The sequence below is a fragment of the Streptomyces sp. NPDC031049 genome (assembly GCF_055571015.1).
Map to the genome: position 1 here is coordinate 153,053 of NZ_JBVIGC010000013.1, position 26,584 is coordinate 179,636.

The following is a 26,584-nucleotide window of genomic DNA, read 5'->3' on the forward strand; positions in this document are numbered from 1 at the left end:
CGGCGCCCCGGGGTCCGCGCAGCTGCGCTGAGCGCGGTGCCCCGGGGTTGCGGATGCGAGCCGTGGCTCACATATGTGCGGACTCGCGCACGACCGTGCGGGCATATGCGGCACCATGGCCTGGTGACCTCAGCGACCCGACAGTCCCGCATCCCAGCGGCCACCGCACGTCCGCGGCTGATCGCCACCGACCTCGACGGCACCCTGCTGCGCGACGACAAGTCGGTGTCGCCGCGCACGGTCGCCGCGCTGGCGGCCGCCGAGGAGGCGGGCATCGAGGTCTTCTTCGTCACCGGCCGCCCGGCCCGCTGGATGGACGTGGTCAGCGACCATGTGCACGGCCACGGCCTCGCTATCTGCGGCAACGGCGCCGCCGTGGTCGACCTGCACGGCGGCCCGGGCACCCATCGGTTCGTGAAGGTGCGCGAGCTGGCCCGGGAGAACGCGCTGGACGCCGTACGGCTGCTGCGGGATGCCGCGCCGGGCACGGTGTACGCCGTGGAGCAGACGTACAGCTTCAACCAGGAGCCCGACTACCCGAAGCTGCACATGGAGGTCCCGGACGTCCTCAGGACCGCCGAGGAGCTGCTCGGGCCGGACGGTCCCGCCGCGGACGAGCCGGTGCTGAAGATCCTGGCCTTCCACCCCGAGCTGGACCCCGACGCCTTTCTCACCCTGGCCCGCCTCGCCATCGGCGACCGTGCCAACGTCACCCGCTCCAGCCCCAGCGCCCTGCTGGAGATCAGCGGTCCCGAGGTCTCCAAGGCCAGCACGCTGGCCCTGTGCTGTGCCGAGCGCGGCATCTCCCACGAGGAGGTCGTCGCGTTCGGCGACATGCCCAACGACGTGGAGATGCTCACCTGGGCGGGGCAGTCGTACGCCATGGGCAACGCGCACCCGGACGTGGTGGCCGCCGCCTCCGGCCGTACGGTCGCCAACAACGACGACGGGGTCGCGGTCGTGATCGAGCGGTTGCTGGCAGGCGCATCGTAACCGTCCCGCGGGCCCGCGCGGCACGTGGGGCGGTGGGCCGACGGGCCCGCGCGGCCTCCGGGCCAGTCAGAGGGAACCTCCGGGCCGGTCAGAGGGACACTCCGCGTCGGCTCAGCCACGGCACCGGGTTGACCGCCGAGCCCATCGACGGCGTGACCCGCACCTCGAAGTGCAGGTGCGGCCCCGTGGAGTTGCCGGTGTTGCCCGACTGGCCGACCCACTCACCGGGCTCCACCCGCTCCCCCTGGTCGACGGCGACGGAGGCCAGGTGGGCGTACTGCGTGTAGTAGCCGCCCGCGTGCTCCAGGACGACCTGGATGCCGAAGGGGCCACCGCAGGAGACCTGCACCACCCGCCCCGCGCCGACCGCCCGGACCGGCGTGCCGACCGGCACCGCGAAGTCCTGGCCGGTGTGCCGGCCGGCCCACCGCGCTCCGCCGCTCCCGAAGGACGCGGAGAGATCGTAGGAGTCCAGCGGCGCGACCCATCCTCGGTCGAAATGCTCCTCCTGCTGGTCCAGACGGACGGCACCCGGGCAGGACCCGGCGGCGACCGAGGCGTCCGCCTCGCCCTGCAACCGCGCCTTGGCCGCCTCCAGCTTGCGCTCGATGTCCCGCTTCAGCTCCGCCAGCTCGGCGTTCCGCTTCTCCAGCGCCTGCCAGGCCGACGCCGCCTTCGCCTCGTCGGCGGCCAGCCGTGCCTCGGCCCGTCTGCTCTTGCCGATGGCGTTGTCCACCGCCAGATTCGCCTTGCCGAGCACATGCTGACCGCGCATCAGCTCATCGGGGTCGTCCGCGAGGATCATCTGCGCGGTGAGGGGGAGACCGCCGCCGTTGCGGTACTGGGCCCGGGCGATCCGGCCCAGGTCCTCGTTCAGCACGGTGATCTCCGCCCGCTGCCGGTCCAGCAGCGCCTCGTACCGCTGGGCCTTCGCCCGCTGCTTCTCGGCCGCCCGCCTTCCCTTCTCGTACTGCGCCGAGGCCCTGGCCGCCTCCTCGTACAGCCGTGCCACCTGTGCGCTGGCCTCCGTTCCGGAGGCGTGGTCCGCGTCCGAGGCGTCGGTGGGGCGGGCCGCGAGCACGGCCAGCGCGCACAGCAGCACCGGAACGAGCAGCGGATGGCGGCGAGGTGAGCCCATGTCAGCGATCGTGGCCTCCGGGCCGTCCCCGGGTCACTTTCAACTCGTACGCCCGGGTTACCGCTTGCTGCACACGGGTCACGCCGCGCCCGCTCGCGGCCGGCATCAGAGCGGTGCCGTGGGACAGCGCGGTGCTTCGGCGGGGGCGGCGGCGGTGGGTCAGTGCGGGTCGTGGGTCAGTGCGGGTCGTGGGTCAGTGCGGGCCGTGGGTCAGTGCGGGCCGTGGGTCAGTGCGGGGCCTCCCACACCACCGTCGTCCCACTGCCGCCGGGGCCGAGGCCCGGCTCGATGCGGCTGGCACCGCCGAGGGTCTCCGCGCGCCGTTCGAGATTGTGCAGGCCGCTGCGCCGGCCGCTGCCCTCCGGGATGCCGACGCCGTCGTCCGCGACGGTCAGCCGGACGCCGGGGCGGCCGTCCGGCAGCGTCACGGTGGCGTCGACGAGGACCTCGATCCGGCCGGCGCGGGCGTGCCGGAAGGCGTTGGACAGGGCCTCGCGCAGCGCGGCGACGAGGTTCTTCCCGGTCAGCTCGCCGACCGCGCTGTCGACCGGGCCGACACAGCGGTGGGAGGGGGTGAAGCCGAGCGCCACGGCGGCCGTGGTGATCTCCCGCAGCACCCGTGTGCGCAGCCCCGAGGGCTCCTCGGCGGGTTCCCGGAGCGCGAAGATCGCCGACCGGATCTCCTGGATCGTGACGTCGAGTTCGTCCACGGCCCTGCCCACTCCCTCGCGGACCTCGGGCGCGGACGCCCTGCGGTGGGCGTTCTCCAGCATCATCCCGGTCGCGAACAGCCGCTGGATGACGAGGTCGTGCAGGTCCCGGGCGATGCGGTCGCGGTCCTCGTAGACCGCGAGCCGCTCCCGGTCGCGCTGGGCCTCCGCCATCATCAACGCCAGCGCGGCCTGCGCGGCGAACTGGTCGGCGAGGGCGCGCTCGGCACGGGTGAACGGGCGCTCCCCCCGCGCCCGCGGCATGACCAGACCGCCGAGCACCCGTCCGTCGATGCGCAGCGGCAGCAGCATCGTGGGTCCGTAGGCGCGGGCGAGCCCGCGGCGCGTACGGGGGTCGGTGGCCGCGTCGTCCACGTGGACGGTCCGGCCGCCCAGAAGTTCGCGGACGATCCCGCTCTCCGGCGGGATCACGGTGCCCAGGGTCTCCGGCGTCCGGGCCGAGGCGACGGCCGCGATCTCCAGGCCGCCCCCGTCGGCCGGCAGGAGCACGATCCCCGCGGCCGAACCCGAGAGCCTGTGGGCCTGCTCGGCGACGATCCGGAGGGCTTCGTCGGTGTCGCCGCCGGACAGCAGGGCGGTGGTGACGGCAACCGATCCGTCGATCCAGCGCTCCCGCTGCTGAGCCGCCTCGTACAGCCGGGCGTTGCCGATGGCGATGCCCGCCTCCGTGGCCAGGACCCGGACCATGGCCAGGTCATAGTCGTCGAACGGCTCGCCGTCGCGCTTGTCGGCGAGGTACAGGTTCCCGAACACCTCTCCGTGCACCCGGATGGGCACGCCGAGGAAGCCGCGCATCGGCGGGTGGTGCGGTGGAAAGCCGCAGGACCGGGGGTCGCCGGTGAGGTCCGTGAGCCGGACCGGCTCCGGGTCGCGCAGGAGCGCGCCGAGCAGGCCCTTGCGACCGTCGGGCAGGCGTCCGATCCGGCGCGCGGTGCTCTCGTCGACGCCGTGGTGGACGAAGTCGGCGAGGCCGTCGCCGTCCTCCGCGACGACCCCGATGGCCGCGTACCGGGCCTCCGCCAGGGCGGCCGCCGTCTCGCAGATGCGGTTCAGCGTGGCGTGCAGCTCCAGGCCGCCGCCGACGGACCGCATCGCCTCCAGCAGCTTCGGCACCCGGACGCGCAGCTCGGCCGGAACCCCGTGCCGGGGCGGCCGGGGGCCGGGCGATGGCGCTGTGGGCATGCCCCGAGCCTAATGAGACCGTTTTGCCAAGGAAAGTCGGATTTGCGATTTACCTTTTCGATGAGGCGAGGGAAGGCCGCGGGCAGAGCGAGGCAGGGGCGCCGATGGGAGGGGGGCCAGGGCCGCCGGGCCGGAGAAGGCCGGGCCGGATCGCGCCAGGCGAGGGAGGCCGAGGCCACTGTCGCGACGGCCGCGGACGCGCAGGGCTACGGAACCCGCGCCCCGGCCGGCAGCTCCGCCGCCTCCCGCTCGATCATCTCCCGCAGCGGCCCGGCCACGGCGGCCAGCTCGGCGAACGCGCCACGCTGCACGACACGCCCCTGAGCCAGGACGATCACTTCGTCCACGGCCTCCAGCCCGGCCAGCCGGTGTGTGATCAACAATGTCGTACGGCCCTCGGTGGCGGCCAGCAGGTCGGCGGTGAGCGCGTCGGCGGTCGGCAGGTCCAGGTGCTCGGCGGGCTCGTCCAGCACCAGCACCGGGAAGTCGGCGAGCAGCGCACGTGCCAGGGCCAGCCGCTGCCGCTGGCCGCCGGACAGCCGGGCCCCGTGCTCCCCGACCAGGGTGTCGAGACCGTCGGGCAGACTGTCGGCCCACTCCAGCAACCGGGCCCGGGCCAGGGCGGAACGCAGCTCCCCCTCGGTGGCGTCCCGCCGGGCCAGCAGCAGGTTCTCCCGGACCGAGCTGTCGAAGAGGTGCGCGTCCTGGGCGCACAGCCCGACGAGCCGCCGTACGTCGTCGCCGTCCAGGGCGTAGGCGTCGACACCGGCCAGTGTGTAGGAGCCCGCCTCGGCGTCCAGGAAGCGCAGCAGCACCTGCGCCAGCGTGGTCTTGCCGGAGCCGGACGGCCCGACCACCGCGACGCGGCGGCCCCGCTCCAGGGTCAGGTCCAGGCCGGCGAGGGCCTCCCGGTCCTGCCCGGCGTGGCGGGCCCCGACGCCCCTCACGACAACGGGGAACGGAGCCGCCGGCGCCGGGCGCGGCTGCTCCGGCTCCCGTACGGGCTCGGGCGCGTCGAGCACCTCGTACAGGCGCTCGGCGCTCCGCCGCACCCGCTGCCGGTACCGGACGGCGAGCGGCAGACCGAGAACGGCCTCGAAGGCGGCCAGCGACGTGAGGATCACGACCGCCGTCAGCAGTCCGTCGAGCCGTCCGTCGGCCACCGCCCCGACGGCGACCAACGCGGCGGCGGCCACGGTCAGCCCGGAGATCAGCGCGGTGAGCCCGTCACCGAGAGCGGTCGCGGTGGCCCCGCGCGAGGCGATCCGGGTGAGGGTGTCGTCGGCCCGCCGTGCCTCGGCGGCCCGGGCCGGCAGGGCGCCGGCGACGGTCAGCTCGGCGGTACCGGTGAGCAGGTCGGTCACCCGCGTCGCGAGCACACCGCGGGCGGGGGCCAGCCTGCGTTCGGCCCACCGTGCCACTGCCGCCGTGATCAGCGGCACGCCCGCCCCGGCCGCCAGCAGCCCCACCGCGAGGACGGCACCGGCCTCCGGCAGCAGCCAGGCCGTGAAGCCGACGGACGCGGCGGACACGGCCACCGCGGCCCCGGCGGGCAGCAGCCAGCGCAGCCAGTAGTCCTGCAACGCGTCCACATCGGCGACGAGCCGTGTCAGCAGATCGCCCCTGCGGCTGCGGCGCAGCCCGGCGGGCGCCAGCCGTTCCAGGCGCCGGTAGACGGCCACCCGCGTGTCGGCCAGCATGCGCAGCACGGCATCGTGCGACACGAGCCGCTCCGCGTAGCGGAACACCGCCCGCCCGATGCCGAAGGCGCGGGTCGCCGTCACGGCCAGCATCAGATAGAGCACCGGTGGCTGCTGCGAGGCGCGGGAGATCAACCACCCCGAGGTGGCCATCAGACCGACGGCACTGCCGAGCGCCAGGGCACCGAGCACCAGCGCGAGACCGAGCCGCCCCCGGCGGGCCCCGGACATCGCCCGGACCCGGGAGAGCACGCCGCCTCGCCCGGCCGGCGCCGTACCGGCGGTGCCGGTCTCGGCCGCACCATAGGTCTCCGGCCCCTCGTCCACCGGGCCGGAGACGGCAGCGCCCGGAACGACCGGGGACGTCACGGCGCCCAGCGCCCGCTCCTCCGGCCGCACCTCCCGGTCGTCCAGCCGCACGACTCGGTCGGCCACCTCCAACAGCGCCGGACGGTGCGCCACGAGCAGGACCGTCCGGCCCGCCGCGAGCCGCCGCACCGCCGCCACGATCCCGGCCTCCGTCGCCCCGTCGAGGGCGGCCGTCGGCTCGTCGAGGAGCAGCACCGGCCGGTCCGCGAGGAAGGCCCGCGCCAGCGCCAGCCGCTGTCGCTGACCGGCCGACAGCCCGGCCCCCTCCTCACCGAGCACCGTGTCGGCTCCCGCGGGCAGCGCCTCCACGAAGTCCAGCGCGCCGGCGTCCCGCAGCGCCCGGCGTACGGCGGTGTCGTCGGCGTCGGGGCGGGCCAGCCGCACGTTCTCCGCGATGGTCCCGGCGAACAGCTGGGGCCGCTGCGGCACCCAGGCGACCTTGGAGTGCCACTGCGCGAGGTCGAGGCCGGCGAGGTCGGCGCCCCCGACGCGGACCAGGCCGGCGGAGGGCTGGACGAAGCCCAGCAGGACGCCGAGGAGTGTCGACTTGCCCGCCCCGCTCGGGCCGACCAGTGCGACGGTCTCGCCGGGCCGGACGGTGAAGCTCGTGTCCGACACGGCGTTCCCGGACCGCCCCGGGTAGCGCACCGTCACGCCGTCGAAGGAGACGGAGGGGGCGCCGTCGGCCGGTACCCGTCCGGTCCCCCGCTCCGGCGCAGGGGTCTGCAGCACGTCGAAGATCTCCTCGGCCGCACCGAGCCCCTCGGCCGCCGCGTGGTACTGGGCGCCGACCTGGCGCAGGGGCAGATAGGCCTCCGGAGCGAGGATGAGCACCACCAGCCCGTCATAGAGCGCCATGTCGCCGTGGACGAGCCGCATGCCGATCGTCACGGCGACCAGCGCCACCGACAGCGTGGCGAGCAGTTCCAGGGCGAAGGAGGACAGGAAGGCGATCCGCAGCGTCCGCATCGTCGCCTGCCGGTACTCGCCGGTGATGCGCTTGATCGACTCGGCCTGCGCCTTGGCCCGGCCGAACACCTTCAGGGTGGGCAGACCGGCGACCACGTCGAGGAAGTGTCCGGACAGCCGGGACAGCAGCCGCCACTGACGGTCCATCCGGGACTGGGTGGCCCAGCCGATCAGCACCATGAACACCGGGATGAGCGGCAGGGTGGCGACGATGATGGCCGCCGACACCCAGTCCTCGGTGACGATGCGTGCCAGCACCGCCACCGGGACGACCACCGCGAGCCCCAGCTGCGGCAGATAGCGGGAGAAGTAGTCGTCGAGGGCGTCGACTCCCCGCGTGGCCAGGGTGACCAGCGACCCCGTCCGCTGCCCGCTCAGCCAGCCGGGACCGAGCGCGGTGGCCCGCTCCAGCAGCCTCCCCCGCAGCTCGGACTTCACTGCCGCGCTCGCCCGGTGCGCGGCCAGCTCGGTGAGCCACGCGACCAGTGCCCGGCCGCCGGCGACGGCCACCAGGAGCAGCAGGGGAGTGCGCAGTGCGTCGACACCGCGGTCGTCCTGGAAGGCGCCCACTACGATCTCCGCGATGAGCATGGCCTGCGCGATGACCAGACAGGCGCCCACGGCACCCAGGCCGACGACCGCGAACAGGAAGTGCCGGGTGGTGCGGGCGTACCGCACCAGGCGGGGGTCGATGGGTTTCACGTGAAACAGCCCTCAGTGCGCGGCGTCGGCGAGGTGCTGGGTTCCGATGCGCTTGCGGAACACCCAGTACGTCCAGCCCTGGTAGAGCACCACGAGCGGAGTGGCGATCGCCGCGAGCCACGTCATGATCTTCAGGGTGTACGGGCTGGACGAGGCGTTGGTGACGGTCAGGCTCCAGTCCTCGTTCAGCGTGGACGGCATGACGTTCGGGAAGAGCGTCAGGAAGAGCATCGCCACGGCGGCCACGATGGTGACGCCGGACAGTGCGAAGGACCATCCCTCGCGCCCCGCCTGGTTGGCCAGCAGCGCGGCGACCAGTGCGGCCACGGCCACCACCAGCGCGACCAGGCTCTTGCCGTCACCGCTGTCGATCTGCGTCCACAGCAGGAAGACGGACGCGAGAGCCGCCGTGAGGACTCCGATGCGCAGCGCGAGCCTCCGGGCCCGCACCCGGATCTCCCCGACGGTCTTCAGCGCCGTGAACACGGCGCCGTGGAAGGTGAACAGCGTCAGCGTGACCATGCCGCCGAGCAGCGCGTAGGGGTTGAACAGCTCCCAGAGGCTGCCGACGTACTCCAGGTCCCGGTCGATCTTCACACCCCGGACGATGTTGCCGAAGGCCACGCCCCACAGGAACGCGGGGATGAGCGAGGTCCAGAAGATCGCCGTCTCCCAGTTGCGCTGCCAGTTCTCCTCGGGCCGCTTCACCCGGTACTCGAAGGCCACGCCGCGGACGATCAGGCAGAGCAGGATGACCAGCAGGGGCAGGTAGAAGCCGGAGAACAGCGTGGCGTACCACTCCGGGAAGGCGGCGAAGGTGGCGCCACCGGCCGTGAGCAGCCAGACCTCGTTGCCGTCCCAGACGGGACCGATGGTGTTGATCAGCACCCGCTTCTCCGGGCGGTTGCGGGCCAGCAGCTTGGTCAGGACGCCGACCCCGAAGTCGAAGCCCTCCAGGAAGAAGTAGCCGGTCCACAGGACGGCGATCAGGACGAACCAGACGTCGTGCAGTTCCATGACTGTGCAGCTCCCTCGGCCTAGTACGAGAAGGCCATCGGCTTGTCGGCGTCACGGGCGTCGCCGCCGATCTTCGTGGGCGGGTTGAGGTCGGCCTCCGACAGCTCGGGCGGGCCGGCCTTGACGTACTTGGCCAGCAGCTTGACCTCGATGACGGCGAGGATCGCGTACAGGGTGGTGAAGGCGATCATCGAGATGAGGACCTCGGCCTGGGAGACACCGGGGGAGACGGCATCGCGGGTCTGGAAGAGTCCGTAGACGACCCACGGCTGACGGCCCATCTCGGTGAAGATCCAGCCCCAGGAGTTGGCGATCAGCGGGAAGCCCATCGTCCACAGGGCCAGCAGCCAGTACAGCCGGGTGAGCCTCGAGCCCAGGGGGTTCTTCAGCAGCACCAGCTGCGGCACTTCGTCCTCCCCGGTCCGGTGGGCGGCGGGCAGCAGGAACTTCTTCCGGGTCAGCCACAGGCCCAGCAGACCGAGCGAGAAGGACGCCATGCCGAAGCCGATCATCCAGCGGAAGCCCCAGTAGGCGACGGGGACGATGGGCTTGTAGTCACCGGGTCCGAACTTCTCCTGGAGGGCCTCGTTGGTGTCGTTGATGCCCGGCACGTACGACTCGAAGTCGCTGTGGGCCAGGAAGGACAGCAGGCCGGGGATCTCCAGGGCGACCTTGTTGTGTCCCTCGTCGACGTCCCCGTACGCGAAGACGGAGAAGGGAGCCGGTTCCTCGCCGTCCCACAGTGCCTCGGCGGCGGCCATCTTCATCGGCTGCTGCTCGTACATGACCTTGCCGAGGGTGTCGCCGCTGACCGCGGTGAGCAGGCCGCCGACCGCCATGGTGACCAGGCCGAGCCGCAGCGAGGTCCGCATCACCGGGATGTGCCTCTTGCGCATCAGGTGGAAGGCGGCGATGCCCACCATGAAGGCGCCGCCGGTGAGGAAGGCCGCCGAGAAGCTGTGGAAGACCTGGTTGAGCGTGGTGTTCTGGGTCAGGACGGCCCAGAAGTCGGTCAGCTCGGCCCGGCCCTTCTCCTCGTTGATCCGGTAGCCGACCGGGTGCTGCATCCAGGAGTTGGCCGCGAGGATGAAGTACGCCGACAGCAGGGTGCCGAGCGAGACCATCCAGATGCAGGCCAGGTGGATCTTCTTGGGCAGCTTGTCCCAGCCGAAGATCCACAGGCCGATGAAGGTCGACTCGAAGAAGAAGGCGATCAGGGCCTCGAAGGCGAGCGGCGCCCCGAACACGTCGCCGACGAACCGGGAGTAGTCGGACCAGTTCATGCCGAACTGGAACTCCTGCACGATGCCGGTGACCACGCCCATCGCGATGTTGATCAGGAAGAGCTTGCCCCAGAACTTGGTCGCTCGGAGGTACTTCTCCTTCCCGGTGCGCACCCAGGCGGTCTCCAGACCTGCCGTGAGGGCGGCCAGCGAGATCGTCAGGGGGACGAACAGGAAGTGGTAGACGGTGGTGATGCCGAACTGCCAGCGCGCCAGCGTCTCCGGCGCCAGAGCTATGTCCACGTCGTCGTTCTCCTCACATCGCCACGTCACATCGCCACATCGCCGTGGTTCAGCGGCGTTTTATGCGTGTATGCCGCACCTGATTTGGAGCAACCAGACACGCTTGTGAACGCGTTCACATTCACAAGCAATTATGACCTACTGCTTTTCGACGCCGGAAGGGGGGTCCCCTGTGACGTCAACCCCTTGGCAAGAACTTCAACATCTTGTTGAATCCGCCGCATGGACACACAGGGACAGCAGACACAGATACGGATTTCCTGGCCCGCGGGGCACCTCACCGCGATCCTCGACGACACCGCCACCACGCAGGCTCTGCTCAAGGCTCTGCCGCTGACGGCGAGCGCCCACACCTGGGGAGAAGAGGTGTACTTCGACACGGGTGTGTCGGTTTCACGTGAAACGGACGCCCGGCAGGTCGTGGAGCCGGGCACCGTCGCCTTCTGGACCGATGGCGACGCCTTGGCTCTTCCCTACGGACCGACGCCGATCTCGCGCGGCGACGAGTGCCGTCTCGCGAGCCCGTGCAATGTGATGGGCCGCCTGGACGGGGACCCTCGCCTGCTGGCGACGGTCCGCAACGGTGACCCGATCCGCGTCGAGGCCGTCGACGCCTAGCGCGCGAGCGGCGGTGACCGACCGCGGTCACCCGCCGAGAGGGCAGCCCACCCGGCACGGCACCTCCTCGGCCTGGTAGCTCCTCGCCCTGGTAGCTCCTCGGCCTGGCAGGCCTGGCACACAGCCCAGTCCGGCGCACAGCCGGCAGCCGCACAACGGCGGGCACACAGCCAGGCGCCTGCGGGACGACCGTCCCCGCATCACCGACACCGGCCCCGCTCGGCGCCCACCGGCGACCGACGAGCGCCCCCCTGCCGCGAACCCCCGAGCACAGCACCCTCACCGCTCGACGGCCCGGCCGGCCCGACCGGGCGCACGGGCCAGCGGGCCAGCGGGCCAGCGGGCCAGCCAACCCGACCGGGCCACGGCCCAGCAGCCCAGACCGGGCCACGGCCCAAGAGACCGGATGACCGGCCGAGACTCGACTGCCCGCCCGAGCTCACTGCCCGCCCGAGCTCACGGCCCGCCCGAGCTCACGGCCCGCCCGAGCCTCACGGCCTCCTCGATGCCGACCGCGTCCGGCTCTACAGCTCCTTGCGGAACGCCTCCGTCACCTTCAGGAAGATGTCGTTCGCCTCGCTCTCGCCGACCGTCACCCGCACACCCTCGCCGGGGAACGGCCGGACCACCACACCGGCCCGCTCACAGGCCTGGGCGAAGTCGACCGTCCGCTCCCCCAGCCGCAGCCACACGAAGTTGGCCTGGGTCTCCGGGACCGTCCAGCCCTGGGCGCGCAGCCCGTCGACCACGCGCGTGCGCTCACACACCAGCGAGCCGACCCGACCGAGCAACTCGTCCTCGGCCCGCAGCGACGCGATGGCGGCCTCCTGCGCGAGCTGGCTCACGCCGAACGGCACCGCCGTCTTGCGGAGCGCGGCGGCCACCGGCTCATGGGCGATGGCGAAGCCGACCCGCAGCCCCGCCAGGCCGTAGGCCTTCGAAAAGGTCCGCAGGACGCAGACGTTGGGGCGCTCGCGGTACAGCTCGCAGCCGTCCGGCACCTCGGGGTCGCGGATGAACTCGCGGTAGGCCTCGTCCAGCACGACCAGCACATCACCGGGCACCCGGTCCAGGAACCGCTCCAGCTCGGCCCGGCGCACCACCGTGCCCGTGGGGTTGTTGGGGTTGCAGACGAAGATCAGCCGTGTCCGGTCGGTGATGGCGGCCGCCATCGCGTCCAGGTCGTGCACGTCCCCCGGCGTCAGCGGCACCCGCACCGAGGTGGCTCCGCTGATCTGCGTGATGATCGGGTACGCCTCGAAGGACCGCCAGGCGTAGATCACCTCGTCGCCGGGTCCGGAGGTCGCCTGGAGCAGCTGCTGCGCCACACCGACGGAACCGGTGCCGGTCGACAGGTGGGAGACGGGGACACCGAACCGCTCGGACAGCTCGTTCATCAGCCCCGTGCAGGCCATGTCCGGGTAGCGGTTGAAGGAGCCGGCCGCCGCCGTCACCGTCTCCAGCACGCCCGGCAGCGGCGGATAGGGGTTCTCGTTGGAGGACAGCTTGTAGGCCACAGGCCCGTCGGCCGCGGCGGGCTTGCCCGGCTTGTAGGTGGGGATTCCCTCCAGCTCGGCGCGCAGCTTGGGGCTCGTCTCGCTCACCGCAGTCCTCCTCGTGACCACCACCGGCATCGAATACTTCTCACCTTATGAGGATTCGGCGCCGCTGCGTATAGGTCGGCCCGAGCCGATCGGCTCGGGCCGACCAACGGGCCGAGCGCCGGGACGATCACCGGTCCGAGCGCCGGCCGATCACCGTGCTCGCCACAAAAGTCACACCAGCACCACACCCCCGGGGGCCGACCGGCATCAAGGGCATCAGCCCATGAAGGCGTACGATTCGGGGGGCGCGCCGCACATATATCTATGCGCCGGTAGCTCACGCCCTGGCGCGCATCACCCGTGAAGGTGAGTTGAGACCTCTTCGCAACATCGAAGCCTTGGCAGGCCTGCGGACGTCAACACGTCACGTCCTGGGGCGCAGAGGGGTAACTGACTTGCTTTTCAAGGAAGTTGACCCCTAACGACCATGCAGAAACGTGCCTGTCAACGCGTGCATATGCGGCCGCCCTACCCCGCTGCATGAGCCCTACTATCGGCTCGCCATGACAGCAGCAGGGAAGCACCAGGTGAGCCGCGCGGAAACCTCACGTCGAGGCAGCCGGCCGGGTCGGGCGGGCATCAGGGACGTGGCCGCCGCCGCCGGAGTCTCCATCACGACCGTCTCCGACGCCCTCAACGGCAAGGGCCGGCTCCCGGACGCCACCCGCCGCCATGTCCGCGAGGTCGCCGACCGGCTGGGCTACCGCCCCTCGGCCGCCGCCCGGACCCTCCGTACCGGCAAGTCGGGACTCATCGGCCTGACCGTCACGACGTACGGGGATGAACCTTTCACCTTCACCGAGTTCGCCTACTTCGCCGAGATGGCCCGCGCCGCCACCTCCGCGGCGCTCGCCCGCGGATACGCGCTCGTCATCCTGCCGGCGACCTCCCGCCACGACGTGTGGTCCAACGTCGCCCTGGACGGCACGGTCGTCATCGACCCCTCCGACCAGGACCCGGTCGTCAGCGAGCTGGTCCGGCAGGGTTTACCTGTCGTCTCCGACGGCAGGCCCGCGGGAGCGCTCCCGGTCACGGCCTGGGTCGACAACGACCACGAGGCCGCCGTGCTCGGCATCCTCGACCACCTCGCCGACGCCGGTGCCCGCCGCATCGGTCTGCTCACGGGCACCTCGACCGACACGTACACCCACCTGTCGACCACCGCGTACCTGCGTTGGTGCGACCGGGTCGGCCAGGACCCGGTGTACGAGGCCTACCCGGCGCACGACCCGTGTGCGGGCGCCGTCGCCGCCGACCGGCTGCTCGCCCGCCCCGACCGGCCCGACGCCGTCTACGGGCTGTTCGACCCCAACGGCACCGACCTGCTCGCCGCCGCCCGCCGCTACGGGCTGCGCGTGCCCGACGACCTGCTGCTGGTCTGTTGCAGCGAATCCACCGTGTACGCCAGCACCGAGCCGCCCATCACCACGCTGTCGCTGAAGCCCCGCCGGATCGGCACGGCCGTGGTGCAGCTGCTCATCGACGCCATCGAGGGGGCCGACCCGGGCGGGCCGGTCGAGCAGGTGATACCGACCGAACTGATCGTGCGCACCTCATCCCAGCGCCGCCCGCCGCGCACGACGGTCAGCCCGCCGCGGTCACCGGAGGGCGCCTAGGCGGCGCGGACGGAAGCGGCGTAGCCGTGTGGAGGGAAGCGCCGTAGCGGTGCGGGCGGCGGAGGCGCGGCAGGCCTGACGGGCCTGGCACGCACCACTGCCGCCGAGCCGCTCGAGCCGTCAGGGACTCAGAGACGTCAGGGCGTTCGAGTACCCGGACGCTCGGGAAGCCCGGACGGCGTTCGGGACGCCCGGGACGTCCGTGACGCGCCGAGCGGCAGACGGCTGCGGACGGGCGGCGCAAGCGGTCGCGGGAGTGGGCGAGGGGTCACGGGGACGGTTCCTGGCATGGGACGAAGCCGGGACCGATCGGGGCGAAAGCCGCGGTGAAGCGGCGTCCCGTTCCGATTCACCACCCCTGGGTCATCACACAGCGCGATCCGCATTCCTATGATGGGCCCACGACACCGCGGGCCGCTGCGACCAGGCAGTCCGAAGCGGTGCAGATGCGGCGCGATGGTGGAGGGGTCGATGACTCAGGGGGCCGGTCAGGGACCCGAGGTGGAGCGGACGGCGACGCTGCGCGACTTCCGCGTGCCCGCGTACGTCCACGAGACCGGTCCGTACGGCCACGGCACGCACCCCGGCGAGGTCGCCCCGCCGCACCAGGAGGCCTTCCCGGAGGGGTACACGCCCACCGAGCGCGACCTCCCCGTCATCAACCGCGGCGACACGGTGCAGGTGACCGTCGACCCCGTGCCGACGCCCGTCGCACCGTCCGCCACCGGCCAGGGCCCGCTGTACGTCGTCGGAGACGTGCACGGCTACCTCGACGAACTGATGGCCGCGCTCCGGGAGCAGGGCCTGATCGACGCCGCCGGGCACTGGTGCGCGGGCACCACCCGGCTGTGGTTCCTCGGCGACTTCACCGACCGCGGCCCGGACGGCATCGGCGTCATCGACCTCGTGATGCGGCTGTCCGCAGAGGCCGCCGCGGCCGGCGGCTACTGCAAGGCGCTGATGGGCAACCACGAGCTGCTGCTGATCGGCGCGAAGCGGTTCGGCGACACGCCGGTCAACTCCGGCGCGGGCACCGCCACCTTCCAGGCGGCCTGGCTGCTCAACGGCGGTCAGAAGACCGACATGGACCGCCTCCAGGACCACCACCTGCAGTGGATGTCGCGGCTCGACGCCCTCGAGGAGGTCGACGGCCACCTGCTGGTGCACTCCGACACCACCGCCTACCTCGACTACGGCCGCTCCATCGAAGAGGTCAACGACACCGTCCGCGAAACGCTCACCCGCAACGACGCGGACGAGGTCTGGGACCTGTTCCGCAAGTTCACCAAGCGCTTCTCCTTCCGGGACGAGGGCGGCGCCGACGCCGTGCGCTCGCTGCTGGATACGTACGGCGGCACCCGCATCGTTCACGGCCACAGCCCCATCCCGTACCTGCTGGGCGAGGTCGGCTCGGAGGACGACGAGGAGGAGACCCGTCCCGCGGTCGAGGCACCGCACGTCTACGCCGACGGGCTCGCCATCGCCATGGACGGCGGTGTGACCATGGCCGGAAAGCTGCTGGTCCAGCAACTGCCGCTGGACACCTGACCGTTCACCGGACCGCCCGCGGGGCGTCCGCGTGCGTACAGCCGGGCACCCAATTTCTGGAAACCCCCTGTCACCGCCTGCCGTCACCGCTCTACCATCGGTCTATCCGTAGCAGGCTCCCCTCCGTTTCTGCCCGACGGCTCGTTGGCATGCGAGCCCCAAGCCCTACGGAGCATCGGGGGATGCACATGAACAGCGTTCCGCAGCCATTGTTGAGCGAGGACCGTCAAGAGTACGAGCGGATCCTCAACGAAGCGCTGCGCTCCGCACCACAACGCCCGGAACTGGCCGCCGTCGGACAGCGGCTCAACCCCGAACAACTGCGCACCATGGCGCTGGGCGCCACCGCTCTCATCACCGCCGCGGCGGCGACCGAGTACCAGCACTACGTCAAGGTCCGCGAGGAACGGCGCCACCCGGCGCCGTCCGCCCCCGCGCCGTCCGCGCGCGAGTCCGGCTCACAGGAGCCGGGGTCCGGCGCGGTGGGGTTCGCGACCACCATGGGCGAGGTCGCCGAGGCCGCGGGCGCCGGCGCCGTCGCCGTCGTCGCCGTACTGGCGCCGGTCCTGGCCGGCACGGCCGCGGCGATCTTCCTGCTGGTCGGATACGTCCTGAAGATGCTCGATCCCGGTCAGGCCTTCGCCCAGACGTTGCTCACCACGGGATGGATCTTCGGCGCCGTGACCGCCGTCGCGATCCTCGTCGCCGCCGTCGGGCTGCTGCTCACGGCCCTGCGCAACCGGCCCTCGGCCGAAGCGGGGACGTACGGCGAACTCGACGGGGAGCTGGCCCGGGCCAGGGAAGCCTGGCGAGAAGCGCTGCTGGAACGCGGCATCGTGCCGTTCCTGCGGGACGCGCTCGCCGACCCGAGCACGGCGGGCGTCATGCACCGCACGGCACCGCACGCGCCGGCCGGCCGCATGCCGCAGCTCGGCTACGACCGTCCGGGTTTCAGCAGTCCCGGCGACGGCTCCGCCGCCGGGCACCGTCCGCGCTACTCCAGCCCGGACTACAGCAGCCCGGACTTCGGCGGACCGGAGCACCGGCCGGAGTGAGCACCGGCCTGCGCTCCCCTGGCGGGAAGGTTCCGCCCAGGGGGAGCGCACGCCGGTCGCGTCGGGTCCTGCCTGCCCTGTAGGGCGATACGGCGCCTCAGAGAATGCCCGCCCGGCCGGCCGCGGTGACCCAGGACGGGAACTCGGACAGCAGCCGGTCGTACAGCTCCGGGTCGGGGACGGTGCTGATGTCGTCCACGGCGAAGAAGCCGACGTTGTCGACCCGACGGCCGGGGAGGGTGTCGAACCGCTCCAGGACTCCGTAGTTCGACCGCCCCAGCCCCACGAACTGCCAGAAGACGGGCTCCTCCACCGCCTCCCGCAGCTCGCGCTCGATCTCGGCGTTGCGGTAGACGCCCCCGTCGGAGAAGAACAGCACCAGGGTCGGAACGGCCACCGGGTGGTCCCGGACGAACGCACGGACCTCCGCGATGACCTTCTGCTCCTCGTTCTGGATGCCGACCGCCTTCATGTCGACCTGACTCGGGTCCAGCCCCTTCCTCCTGCCACGGCGGAACAGGCTGATCTCGCCCACGCGCACGTGCAGCCGCAGCCAGTCCGGCAGCTCCCCCAGCCGCAGGTCGGGCAGTCGGGCCGGGTTGGAGGCGAACGTCCAGGCCTGCATCTCCCCGTCGTCGTCCAACTGGGCGGCGACGGCGGCCATGCGCTCCACCACGTCGGCCACCACGCCACGGGAGTAGAGGAAGGACATGGAACCGGAGGCGTCGAGCACCAGCACGACGCGCGCGGTCAGCTCCGCCGCGCCGTGCTTGCGCAGGCTGACCGCCACCTGCTCCTTGCGCAGCGACAGTCGCTTGCGCATGTCCACCGGCAGGTGCTCCTCGCCCCTGGTCAGCCGCGGCGGGATCGCCGCAGACCCCGCGGGCGCCGGGGGCGGGGCGGAGGCGACCGGCGCGGAGGGGGCGGGCGGAACGGAAGGGGAAGACGGAGCGGAGGGGGCCTGCGGAGCGGAAGGGGCGGCCGGAGCCGGCGAAGAGGTGACCGCCCCCGGCCCGCCGGCCGGCGAAGAGGTGACCGCGCCCGACGCGCCGGCGGGCGGAGGGGCGTCGTCGACGGTGATGCCGAAGTCGGTCGCCAGCCCCGCCAGCCCGGACGCGTAGCCCTGTCCGACGGCGCGGAACTTCCACCGGCCCTGGCGCCGGTACAGCTCACCGCCGATCATCGCCGTCTCGGTCGCGGCGGTCATGTCGAACCGCGCCAGCTCGGTCCCGGTCCCCGTGTGCAGCAACCGCAGTGACAGCCCGGGCACCTGCCCGAACGTCCCGCCGTCGGCCGACGCGCACAGCACGACGCGCTCGACCGCCGGCTCCAGCGAGCCCAGGTCCACCTCGACGGCGTCGGTGGTGGCGGCCCCGGAGCCGCCCCGCTTCCCCACGTGCCGTACGGCGCCGGAGGCGTGGCGGGGCTGGTTGTAGAAGACGAAGTCGCCGTCGTCCCGCACCCGCCCGTCCGCGGCGAGGAGCAGGGCCGAGACGTCGACCTCGGGCACTCCGCGTCCGGCGGACCAGACCAGTTCGACGCGTACCGCGGGGGAGTCGACCGCGAGATTGGCGCCCTTGCTCAGGACTGTGGCTGTCATGACCTCAGTCTGCCGAGCCGAGGCCCGCCGTGGGGAGTGCCCGAGCCGAAGCTCGCCGTGAAGCGCGCCCGAGCCGAAGCTCGCCCGTGGGACGGGCCCGCGGGCGAGCACCCCCGGCCGGGAGGCAGGGGGCGCTCGGCGGGTGGAGACGGAACGACGGTCAGTCGGCCATCGGGAGGTACACCCGGTTCCCGGCGGCTGCGAACTCCTTCGACTTCTGGGCCATGCCCTCCTCGATCTCCGCCTGACTGCCGCCGTGCTCACGGCGGATGTCCTGCGAGATCTTCATCGAGCAGAACTTCGGCCCGCACATCGAGCAGAAGTGCGCCGTCTTGGCGGGCTCGGCCGGGAGTGTCTCGTCGTGGAACTCCCGGGCCGTGTCCGGGTCGAGGGCCAGATTGAACTGGTCCTCCCACCGGAACTCGAAGCGCGCGTCGGACAGCGCGTCGTCCCACTCCTGCGCACCGGGGTGCCCCTTGGCGAGGTCGGCAGCGTGCGCGGCGATCTTGTAGGTGATCACACCGGTCTTGACGTCGTCACGGTTGGGCAGGCCCAGGTGCTCCTTGGGTGTGACGTAACAGAGCATGGCCGTGCCCCACCAGGCGATCATCGCGGCGCCGATGCCGGAGGTGATGTGGTCGTACGCCGGCGCGATGTCCGTGGTCAGCGGGCCGAGCGTATAGAACGGGGCTTCCTCGCAGATCTCCTGCTGAAGGTCGATGTTCTCCTTGATCTTGTGCATCGGGACATGGCCCGGGCCCTCGATCATGGTCTGGACGTTGAAGCGCTTCGCGATCCGGTTGAGCTCCCCGAGCGTCTCCAGCTCGGCGAACTGGGCCCGGTCGTTGGCGTCCGCGATCGATCCCGGACGGAGACCGTCACCGAGGGAGTACGTGACGTCGTAGGCGGCGAGGATCTCGCACAGCTCCTCGAAGTTCTCGTAGAGGAACGACTCCTTGTGGTGCGCCAGGCACCACGCCGCCATGATCGAACCGCCCCGCGAGACGATGCCCGTCTTGCGGTTCGCGGTCAGCGGCACATACGGCAGACGCACGCCCGCGTGGACGGTCATGTAGTCCACGCCCTGCTCGGCCTGCTCGATGACCGTGTCCTTGTAGATCTCCCAGGTGAGCTCCTCGGCCTTGCCGTCGACCTTCTCCAGGGCCTGGTACAGCGGCACGGTGCCGATGGGGACGGGGGAGTTGCGCAGCACCCATTCCCGGGTGGTGTGGATGTTCCGCCCGGTGGAGAGGTCCATGACCGTGTCGGCGCCCCAGCGGGTCGCCCAGGTCATCTTCTCGACCTCTTCCTCGATGGAGGAGGTGACGGCCGAGTTGCCGATGTTGGCGTTGACCTTCACCAGGAACCGCTTGCCGATGATCATCGGCTCGATCTCGGGGTGGTTGACGTTGGCCGGCAGCACGGCCCGTCCCGCCGCGATCTCCTCGCGCACCACCTCCGGGGAGACGTTCTCCCGGATGGCCACGTACTCCATCTCGGGTGTGATCTCCCCCCGGCGGGCGTACGCGAGCTGGGTGACCGCCTGTCCGTCCCGGCCACGCCGCGGCTGACGCGGCCGTCCGGGGAAGACCGCGTCGAGATTGCGCAGGCCGCCACGGGGAGACGTGTGCTTGATCCCGTCGTCCTCGGGACGGACGGGACGGCCCGCGTACTCCTCGGTGTCGCCACGGGCGATGATCCAGTTCTCCCGCAGCGGCGGCAGGCCCCTGCGGACGTCGGTGTCCACCCGTGGGTCGGTGTACGGGCCGGATGTGTCGTACAGCGTGACGGACTGCCCGTTGGTGAGATGCACCTGCCGGACCGGCACGCGCAGATCGGGGCGGGAGCCCTCGATGTACGCCTTGTGCCAGCCGATGGACTTCCCGGCCTCCGCGGCGTCACCGCTGGCGGAGTTCTGCGTGGAGGCAGGCGTGCGTGTGTCCTTGCTGGTCATGAGACCTACTCCCTACGCCGGCATTACCCGGTAACAGGTTCGGCGGTCGACGCAGCGGTGTCCGTCCTCCGACGTTCCGTGTGAAACATCACTCGGCGTCGGTGATGTTTCATGTGAAACATCGCTGGGACGAAGGTCAGCGCCCTCTCAGCCCGGTGCTCCGAGCTCCCGCGTGTACAAACGTGCCCCCACGCTAGCGTCAATTCGGGCGTGCTGAACAGGGGGCCCTCTCGGTTCTTGCGATGATCGGTCGGTGACCACATCGCAGCAGCCCCCCACGCAGCCGCCCGGCGGCCATGGACATGTGCACGGACACAGTCACAGCCATGGGCCCGCGACGCCGGTCTCCCAGCACCTGCGCAAGGTCATCGCCGCGGTCCTCATCCCGTTCGCCGCGGCGGTGGTCGTGGGGCTGGCGGTGCTCTGGCCGGGCGGTGCGCCGCCGCACGAGCGCACCGGCGTCGGTTTCGACCGGCAGACGCAACAGGCCACGGTCACCGAGGTGGTGGAGATCAGTTGCCAGGACGCCAACGCCTCGGGTGTCCCGCCGACCGGCGACACCTCCACGGCCGAGGGTTCCTCGGCGGTCCAGCGGCAGAACGGCACCTGCAACAAGGCGACGATCCGGGTCGACACCGGCAAGGACAAGGGCCGGACGTTCACCGAGATCGTGCAGCCCGACCAGTCACGCCAGTTGCACGAGGGCCAGGAGGTGGTGGTCGCCTACGAGCCCTCCGCCCCCGAGGATCTCCAGTACTCGGTGGCCGACATCAACCGACGGCTCCCCCTGGCGCTGCTCGCCGGGATCTTCGCGGTCGCCGTGGTGATCGTCGGACGGCTGCGGGGCCTGATGGCGCTGATCTCGCTGGCCCTCAGCTTCCTGGTGCTGAACTTCTTCATCCTGCCCGCGATCCTCCAGGGCTCGAACCCGTTGCTCGTGGCGGTGGTCGGGGCGAGCGCCATCATGCTGATGGCCCTGTACCTGTGTCACGGGCTGTCGGCACGGACCTCCGTCGCGGTGCTCGGCACCCTGATCTCACTGGTGCTGATCGGCATCCTGGGCTCGCTGTTCATCGGCTGGGCGGCACTGACCGGCAACACGGACGACAACACCGGGCTGATCCACGGGCTGTACCCGGGCATCGACATGAGCGGCCTGCTGCTGGCCGGCGTCATCATCGGCTCGCTCGGTGTCCTGGACGACGTGACGGTCACGCAGACGTCGGCGGTCTGGGAGCTGCACGACGCCAACCCGACGATGGGCTGGCGGGGCCTGTACCGGGCGGGCATCCGCATCGGGCGCGACCACATCGCGTCCGTCGTCAACACGCTGGTCCTCGCCTATGCGGGCGCCGCCCTGCCGTTGCTGCTGCTGTTCTCGATCGCGCAGAGCGGGGTGGGGACGGTGGCCAACAGCGAGCTGGTCGCCGAGGAGATCGTGCGCACGCTGATCGGTTCGATCGGCCTGGTGGCGTCGGTGCCGGTCACCACGGCGCTGGCGGCGCTGGTGGTCTCGGCCGACCGTCCCGGGCGCGAGGCGGCGGCAGCCGGTGCCGCGCCAGTACGCGGTGGGCGGGGCCGCCGCCGCAAGCGGTGAGGTGACGACCCAGGCTCACGGCCGGGCCGTGGCAGTCACCGGCGAAGCGTTACAGCACCGTCGTAGAGCTGCCGTAACGCTTCAGCCGGCGCTCTGTTCCTCCGCCAGGATGCGGTCCAGGGCCTCGTCGAGGTGGGCGTCGAAGTCGGCGAGCGCCCCCTCCTGGCCCAGGGGCACCAGCTTGTCGGTGCGGTCGAGGAAGGCCACCAGGGGAGCCGCCGAGGAGCGGAACAGGGCCTGGTCGCTGCCGACCTGAAGGCGGATCAGCACCTCTGCCAGCGGCTCCGGATCGACGGGCGAGATGCGCACGTCGCCGTCCCCACAGGGCCGCCCCACCCCGTCGATCAGCAGCTCACGGCCGAAGGCCCAGGTCACCGGGGCATCACCGGGCAAATGGAAGGTCAGCCGCACGGCATAGGGATCACAGGTCTCGTAGCGCAGCTCCACCGGGATGCGGAAGGAGAGCTCCTCGGACACGAGAAAGCTCATCATGACCTCTGCCTGTACGGACTCGCGCATCGCCTACCCCGTCATTCGCCGTCGACTGGCCGGGAATCAAAGTGCTCGGAACCATCTGCATCAAACCTCTGACACAGGTGGCATCTTGCTGAACGTACACACCAGATCACAAGGAGTGAGTTTTCAGATACTGATAGAGAGGGCGAGCGAGCCGATGAGCCGCCCCATCTCCTCCTGGAGCCGCAACGCCGCGGGCAGCAGCCGGTCGGCTTGGTGGACCGGCAGGGAGATCGCCACCGTCGCGGCGGTGGTGCCGACCGTGATGGGGATCGCCGCGCAGACGGTGCCCAGGGCGTACTCCTGGTGTTCGACCACGGGGTCCATCCGCCGGAGGCCGCTCAGCCGGCACAGCAGCCGCTGTTGGTCACGGACCGTGTACGGCGTGACGGGGTGTACGGGGTAGCGGTCGAGGTGGTCCCGGCGGGCCTCCTCGTCCAGCTGGGAGAGCAGGCACTGCCCGATCGCGTGCGCGTGCCCGGTCTCGCGGAAGTCGGCCCACTCCTCGACCGCCGGATTGCCCGGGGTGTCGGAGACGCAGACGACGTCGATCTCGCCGTCGCGGTACATGGCGTAGTACACGGGCACGCCGATCACGTCCCGCCAGCGGGCGAGCGCGTCGACGACCGTGGTGCGACGTTTCTGCCGAGCGCCGCTGCTGCCCAGCCGCTCGGTCGCCTCGCCCAGGAAGAAGAGCCCCTTGTCCCGCCGGAGGTAGCCCTCGTGCACGAGCGTCCGCAGCAGGTGGTACGCCGTGGGCAGGGCCAGCCCGGTCTCGCGGGCCAGTTGCTTGGCCGGGGCTCCGTACGGGTGCTCGGCCACGCACTCCAGCAGGCGCATGGCCCGCTGCACGGAACCGATGAGGGTCGCGGTGGGCGGATCCGCGGAGGCGGGCGCCGCTTGGGGCTGCACAGGGAGTGCGTGCAGCGAGGCGGATGCGGTCTGAGCCGTGGCCAAGGGTCACTCCCGAAGCGCGAGGGGGCAGCCCGTGCGGGTAGACACGGGTGGGGGTGTACGCCGCTCGCGGGGATCGTCCCCGCGTCGAGTTCCGGACTCTAACGGCCTGTCATCGCCCGTATACGCGCCGTGCAGCAAACTTCCCTCGCGCGAGGGAACCAGCGATTCCTGTTACCCCCACCCGTGTCCCACAGCCCTCACCAGTCGCTACGGGAGGAAGAACTCGTCGTGAACTTCCGGACGACGTAGATCAGTCCGCCGACCAGTGCGACGAAGACCAGCACCTTGAACAGCAGTCCGATCACGAAGCCGACCACGCTGGCGATCAGCCCGCCGAACACGACCAGGGCGATGACCGGCACCGCGACCCACTTCACCCACCACGGCAGTCCCGCGAAGATCTCTCGCATCGCCCTCGTCCTCACGTCGTCCGCCCGCCCCCGCCACCCGGCCGACATGCCGGGTTCCGCGGAGTCCGGGACACCTGTTCGGGAGCCCTGTGCCGGAGTCTCCCCCTGTCCTGCCCTCGATGCTAGAGCCGCGAGGTGCCCCCGCGGGGCCCCCGCGGCCCCCGTCCTCCCCTGAGCCGTCCCCTAGGGAATCCCGGGCCCGCGGCTCAGCTCTCGGGCGGAGAGAACACCACCAGGACCCTCAGGTCCTCGCTGATGTGGTGGAACTTGTGGGCGACCCCGGCCGGCACGTACACCACGCTGCCGCGGGCCACCTCGGTCGTCTCCATGCCGACGGTGATCGAGGCGCGGCCGCTCACCACGAAGTAGACCTCGTCCTGCTCGTGCGGCTTCTGCGGATCCACCGTCCCCGCGTCCAGCGCGTACAGCCCCACCGACATGTTCCGCTCCCGCAGGAACTGGAGGTACGCACCGTCGTTGGCGGCGCGCTCCGCCTCCAGTTCGTCCAGCCGGAATGCCTTCATCGTCCCTGTCCGCCCCTGCCTCGCCAGTCGTTTCCGAGCGTGTCTGCCACGATCAGACACATGAGGAATTTCCTAGTCAAGACGATCGCCAACGCGGGGGCCCTCGCGGTCGCGGTGTGGCTGCTGGACAAGATCACCCTGACCGGCGGCAGCACGGGCGAGAAGGCCGGCACGCTGATCCTCGTCGCGCTGGTCTTCGGCCTGGTGAATCTGCTGGTCAAGCCGATCGTGCAGCTGCTGACCCTGCCGCTGTTCATTCTGACCCTCGGCCTGTTCACGCTGGTCGTCAACGCACTGATGCTGCTGCTCACGTCCTGGCTGGCCGACCAGCTCGACCTGAGCTTCCACGTGGAGGGATTCTGGACCGCGGTCCTGGGCGGCCTGATCATCTCGGTCGTCTCCTGGGCCCTGAACGCCTTCCTGCCCGACAAGGACTGAATCGATGACGTACCGCGTCTGTTTCGTCTGCACCGGCAACATCTGCCGTTCCCCGATGGCCGAGTCGGTCTTCCGCGCGCGGGTGGCGGGGGCCGGCCTTGAGAGCCTGGTCGAGGTGGACAGCGCCGGCACGGGCGGCTGGCACGAGGGCGAGGGCGCCGACCCGCGCACCCTGACCGTCCTGGAGCGCAACGGCTACGAGCTGGACCACACGGCCCGCCGGTTCCAGGCCTCCTGGTTCCCCCGCCTGGACCTCGTCGTCGCGCTCGACGCCGGGCACCTGAGGGCCCTGCGCCGGCTGGCCCCGACCGAGCAGGACGCGGCCAAGGTACGGCTGCTGCGCTCCTACGACCCCGCCGCCCAGGGCGCCGCCCTCGACGTCCCGGACCCCTACTACGGGGGCGCGGACGGCTTCGAGGAGTGCCTTGAGATGGTGGAGGCGGCGAGCACCGGACTGCTCGCCGCGGTACGGGAACAGGTGGAAGGACGGGCGGCATGAGCGATTCCGCTGCGCACGACGGGGACGGCAGCACCACGGAGGGCCTGCCCCCGGGCACCGGCGACGGCACCCGCGCGGTGCGGGCGGGGCTGCCGGAGCCGGTCAAGCACGAACCGACGCTGCCCGGCCCGGTGTTCGCCGCCCACTTCCATCTGCCGGGCGACCCCACCGGCCCGTACACCTACGGACGGGACGAGAACCCGACCTGGACCCTGCTGGAGCGGGCCGTCGGCGAGCTGGAGGCGCCGGGGCGGGACGACGCGGAGACGCTCGTCTTCGCGTCGGGCATGGCCGCGATCTCGTCGGTGATCTTCTCGCAGCTGCGGGCGGGCGACGCCGTCGTCCTGCCCAGCGACGGCTACCAGGTGCTCCCACTGGTGCGCGAGCAACTGGAGGCGTACGGCGTCGAGGTCCGCACCGCCCCGACCGGCGGCGACGCCCAGCTCGACGTCCTGGACGGCGCCCGGCTGCTGTGGATCGAGACACCGTCGAACCCGGGGCTCGACGTGTGCGACGTCCGGCGGCTCGTCGAGGCCGCACACGCGCGCGGCGCGCTCGTCGCCGTCGACAACACTCTCGCCACCCCGCTGGGTCAGCGGCCGCTGGAGCTCGGCGCCGACTTCTCCGTGGCGAGCGGGACCAAGCAGCTCACCGGACACGGCGACATCCTGCTGGGCTACGTCGTCGGCCGCAGGGGCGCGGCCATGACCGCCGCACGGCGCTGGCGCAAGATCGTCGGCGCGATTCCCGGGCCGATGGAGGCCTGGCTCGCCCACCGGTCCATCGCCACCCTCCAGCTCCGCGTCGACCGGCAGGACGCCACCGCGCTGAAGGTGGCCGAGGCCCTGCGGGAGCGGCCCGAGGTGTCCGGGCTGCGCTACCCGGGGCTGCCCGACGATCCGTCGCACAAGGTCGCCTCCCAGCAGATGCGGCGCTATGGGTGCGTCGTCTCCTTCACGCTGCCCACGCGCGCGCGTGCCGATCGTTTTCTCGACGCCCTGCGACTCGTGGACGACGCGACGAGCTTCGGCGGGGTGCGGTCCACGGCCGAGCGGCGCGGACGCTGGGGCGGCGACGCGGTGGAGGAGGGCTTCATCCGGCTGTCGGTCGGGGCCGAGGACCCCGCGGACCTGGTGGCGGACATTCTGCGGGCCCTGGACGTCTCGGCCGGCTGAGCCGGGGCCAGGGGCGACGGGCGGTCCGAGCCTCCCCCCTCGTGGCTCGGACCGCCTTCGGTTCCGCGCGCGAAGAACCGCGCGACCAAGGCTAGTTGACTCTGTGTCAGTGTCCAATCACCGTAGCGACGGAGACCTATCGACAT

The 26,584-nt window shown here is 71.5% G+C and carries 21 protein-coding genes; 9 read left to right on the top strand and 12 right to left on the bottom strand.

Annotated elements, in window-relative coordinates; translation table 11 throughout:
* Positions 1 to 105: 105 nt before the first annotated feature.
* Complete coding sequence (locus tag ACZ45Q_RS22645; protein ID WP_468264238.1) at positions 106 to 993, top strand: Cof-type HAD-IIB family hydrolase; 888 nt, start codon at positions 106 to 108, stop codon at positions 991 to 993.
* A gap of 88 nt (positions 994 to 1,081) precedes the next feature.
* Here the strand turns inward: ACZ45Q_RS22645 and ACZ45Q_RS22650 are convergent, their stop codons facing one another.
* From ACZ45Q_RS22650 to ACZ45Q_RS22670, 5 genes are all read right to left on the bottom strand, one after another.
* Complete coding sequence (locus ACZ45Q_RS22650; RefSeq protein ID WP_468264241.1) at positions 1,082 to 2,131, bottom strand: M23 family metallopeptidase; 1,050 nt, start codon at positions 2,129 to 2,131, stop codon at positions 1,082 to 1,084.
* 227 nt (positions 2,132 to 2,358) lie between these two features.
* Positions 2,359 to 4,044, bottom strand: coding sequence for a GAF domain-containing sensor histidine kinase (locus tag ACZ45Q_RS22655; protein WP_468264244.1), 1,686 nt, complete (start codon positions 4,042 to 4,044; stop codon positions 2,359 to 2,361).
* A 206-nt stretch (positions 4,045 to 4,250) separates the two neighbouring features.
* Positions 4,251 to 7,784, bottom strand: a complete 3,534-nt coding sequence (gene cydD / locus ACZ45Q_RS22660) for a thiol reductant ABC exporter subunit CydD (RefSeq protein ID WP_468264247.1) — start codon at positions 7,782 to 7,784, stop codon at positions 4,251 to 4,253.
* Between the two features lie 12 nt (positions 7,785 to 7,796).
* The gene (cydB, locus tag ACZ45Q_RS22665) at positions 7,797 to 8,801 is read right to left on the bottom strand and encodes a cytochrome d ubiquinol oxidase subunit II (RefSeq protein ID WP_468264250.1); all 1,005 of its coding nucleotides are present in this window, start codon (positions 8,799 to 8,801) and stop codon (positions 7,797 to 7,799) included.
* 20 nt (positions 8,802 to 8,821) lie between these two features.
* Positions 8,822 to 10,327 carry a cytochrome ubiquinol oxidase subunit I gene (locus ACZ45Q_RS22670; protein WP_468264253.1) on the bottom strand — a complete coding sequence of 502 codons (1,506 nt, stop codon included), beginning with the start codon at positions 10,325 to 10,327 and terminating at the stop codon, positions 8,822 to 8,824.
* A gap of 222 nt (positions 10,328 to 10,549) precedes the next feature.
* Between ACZ45Q_RS22670 and ACZ45Q_RS22675 the strand changes: the two genes are divergently transcribed.
* Positions 10,550 to 10,945 (top strand): cyclophilin-like fold protein, encoded by a 396-nt coding sequence (locus tag ACZ45Q_RS22675; protein ID WP_468264256.1) that lies wholly within the window; start codon positions 10,550 to 10,552, stop codon positions 10,943 to 10,945.
* A 524-nt stretch (positions 10,946 to 11,469) separates the two neighbouring features.
* Here ACZ45Q_RS22675 and hisC read toward each other — a convergent pair.
* Positions 11,470 to 12,549, bottom strand: a complete 1,080-nt coding sequence (hisC, locus tag ACZ45Q_RS22680) for a histidinol-phosphate transaminase (RefSeq protein ID WP_468264260.1) — start codon at positions 12,547 to 12,549, stop codon at positions 11,470 to 11,472.
* 503 nt (positions 12,550 to 13,052) lie between these two features.
* On the opposite strand from hisC, the gene ACZ45Q_RS22685 reads away from it, so the two are divergent.
* From ACZ45Q_RS22685 to ACZ45Q_RS22695, 3 genes are all read left to right on the top strand, one after another.
* The gene (locus ACZ45Q_RS22685) at positions 13,053 to 14,165 is read left to right on the top strand and encodes a LacI family DNA-binding transcriptional regulator (RefSeq protein ID WP_468264263.1); all 1,113 of its coding nucleotides are present in this window, start codon (positions 13,053 to 13,055) and stop codon (positions 14,163 to 14,165) included.
* A gap of 456 nt (positions 14,166 to 14,621) precedes the next feature.
* On the top strand, positions 14,622 to 15,713 hold the full coding sequence (locus ACZ45Q_RS22690; RefSeq protein WP_468264266.1) for a metallophosphoesterase family protein: 1,092 nt from the start codon (positions 14,622 to 14,624) through the stop codon (positions 15,711 to 15,713).
* 182 nt (positions 15,714 to 15,895) lie between these two features.
* Positions 15,896 to 16,768 (top strand): hypothetical protein, encoded by an 873-nt coding sequence (locus ACZ45Q_RS22695; protein WP_468264269.1) that lies wholly within the window; start codon positions 15,896 to 15,898, stop codon positions 16,766 to 16,768.
* Positions 16,769 to 16,865: 97 nt separating this feature from the next.
* Here the strand turns inward: ACZ45Q_RS22695 and ACZ45Q_RS22700 are convergent, their stop codons facing one another.
* Both ACZ45Q_RS22700 and thiC read right to left on the bottom strand, forming a co-directional pair.
* Entirely contained in the window at positions 16,866 to 18,368 is a 1,503-nt protein-coding gene (locus ACZ45Q_RS22700) for a VWA domain-containing protein (RefSeq protein ID WP_468264273.1), read from the bottom strand.
* Positions 18,369 to 18,528: 160 nt separating this feature from the next.
* Complete coding sequence (thiC, locus tag ACZ45Q_RS22705; protein WP_468264275.1) at positions 18,529 to 20,322, bottom strand: phosphomethylpyrimidine synthase ThiC; 1,794 nt, start codon at positions 20,320 to 20,322, stop codon at positions 18,529 to 18,531.
* Between the two features lie 253 nt (positions 20,323 to 20,575).
* Between thiC and ACZ45Q_RS22710 the strand changes: the two genes are divergently transcribed.
* Complete coding sequence (locus ACZ45Q_RS22710; protein WP_468264278.1) at positions 20,576 to 21,919, top strand: YibE/F family protein; 1,344 nt, start codon at positions 20,576 to 20,578, stop codon at positions 21,917 to 21,919.
* 81 nt (positions 21,920 to 22,000) lie between these two features.
* On the opposite strand, the gene ACZ45Q_RS22715 is transcribed toward ACZ45Q_RS22710, so the two are convergent.
* The 4 genes from ACZ45Q_RS22715 to ACZ45Q_RS22730 all read right to left on the bottom strand — a co-directional run bounded on the left by ACZ45Q_RS22715 (position 22,001) and on the right by ACZ45Q_RS22730 (position 24,326).
* Positions 22,001 to 22,438: an SsgA family sporulation/cell division regulator gene (locus ACZ45Q_RS22715; RefSeq protein ID WP_468264281.1), complete on the bottom strand. Its 438-nt coding sequence runs from the start codon at positions 22,436 to 22,438 to the stop codon at positions 22,001 to 22,003.
* Between the two features lie 123 nt (positions 22,439 to 22,561).
* Complete coding sequence (locus ACZ45Q_RS22720; RefSeq protein WP_468264284.1) at positions 22,562 to 23,347, bottom strand: IclR family transcriptional regulator; 786 nt, start codon at positions 23,345 to 23,347, stop codon at positions 22,562 to 22,564.
* Between the two features lie 242 nt (positions 23,348 to 23,589).
* Positions 23,590 to 23,802 (bottom strand): DUF5326 family protein, encoded by a 213-nt coding sequence (locus tag ACZ45Q_RS22725; RefSeq protein WP_095756015.1) that lies wholly within the window; start codon positions 23,800 to 23,802, stop codon positions 23,590 to 23,592.
* Positions 23,803 to 24,008: 206 nt separating this feature from the next.
* Positions 24,009 to 24,326 (bottom strand): cupin domain-containing protein, encoded by a 318-nt coding sequence (locus ACZ45Q_RS22730; RefSeq protein WP_468264287.1) that lies wholly within the window; start codon positions 24,324 to 24,326, stop codon positions 24,009 to 24,011.
* A 60-nt stretch (positions 24,327 to 24,386) separates the two neighbouring features.
* Here ACZ45Q_RS22730 and ACZ45Q_RS22735 point away from each other — a divergent pair, with 60 nt between their 5' ends.
* Genes ACZ45Q_RS22735 through ACZ45Q_RS22745 form a run of 3 tightly spaced genes read left to right on the top strand, consistent with a single transcriptional unit; the run spans position 24,387 to position 26,438 of the window.
* A complete protein-coding gene (locus ACZ45Q_RS22735; RefSeq protein WP_468264290.1) occupies positions 24,387 to 24,764 on the top strand; it encodes a phage holin family protein in 378 nt (125 codons plus the stop codon).
* A gap of 4 nt (positions 24,765 to 24,768) precedes the next feature.
* Positions 24,769 to 25,263, top strand: a complete 495-nt coding sequence (locus ACZ45Q_RS22740) for a low molecular weight protein-tyrosine-phosphatase (protein WP_468264292.1) — start codon at positions 24,769 to 24,771, stop codon at positions 25,261 to 25,263.
* Positions 25,260 to 26,438, top strand: coding sequence for a cystathionine gamma-lyase (locus tag ACZ45Q_RS22745; RefSeq protein WP_468264295.1), 1,179 nt, complete (start codon positions 25,260 to 25,262; stop codon positions 26,436 to 26,438). The genes ACZ45Q_RS22740 and ACZ45Q_RS22745 overlap by 4 nt, the downstream gene beginning before the upstream one ends.
* The last annotated feature ends 146 nt before the right edge of the window (positions 26,439 to 26,584 follow it).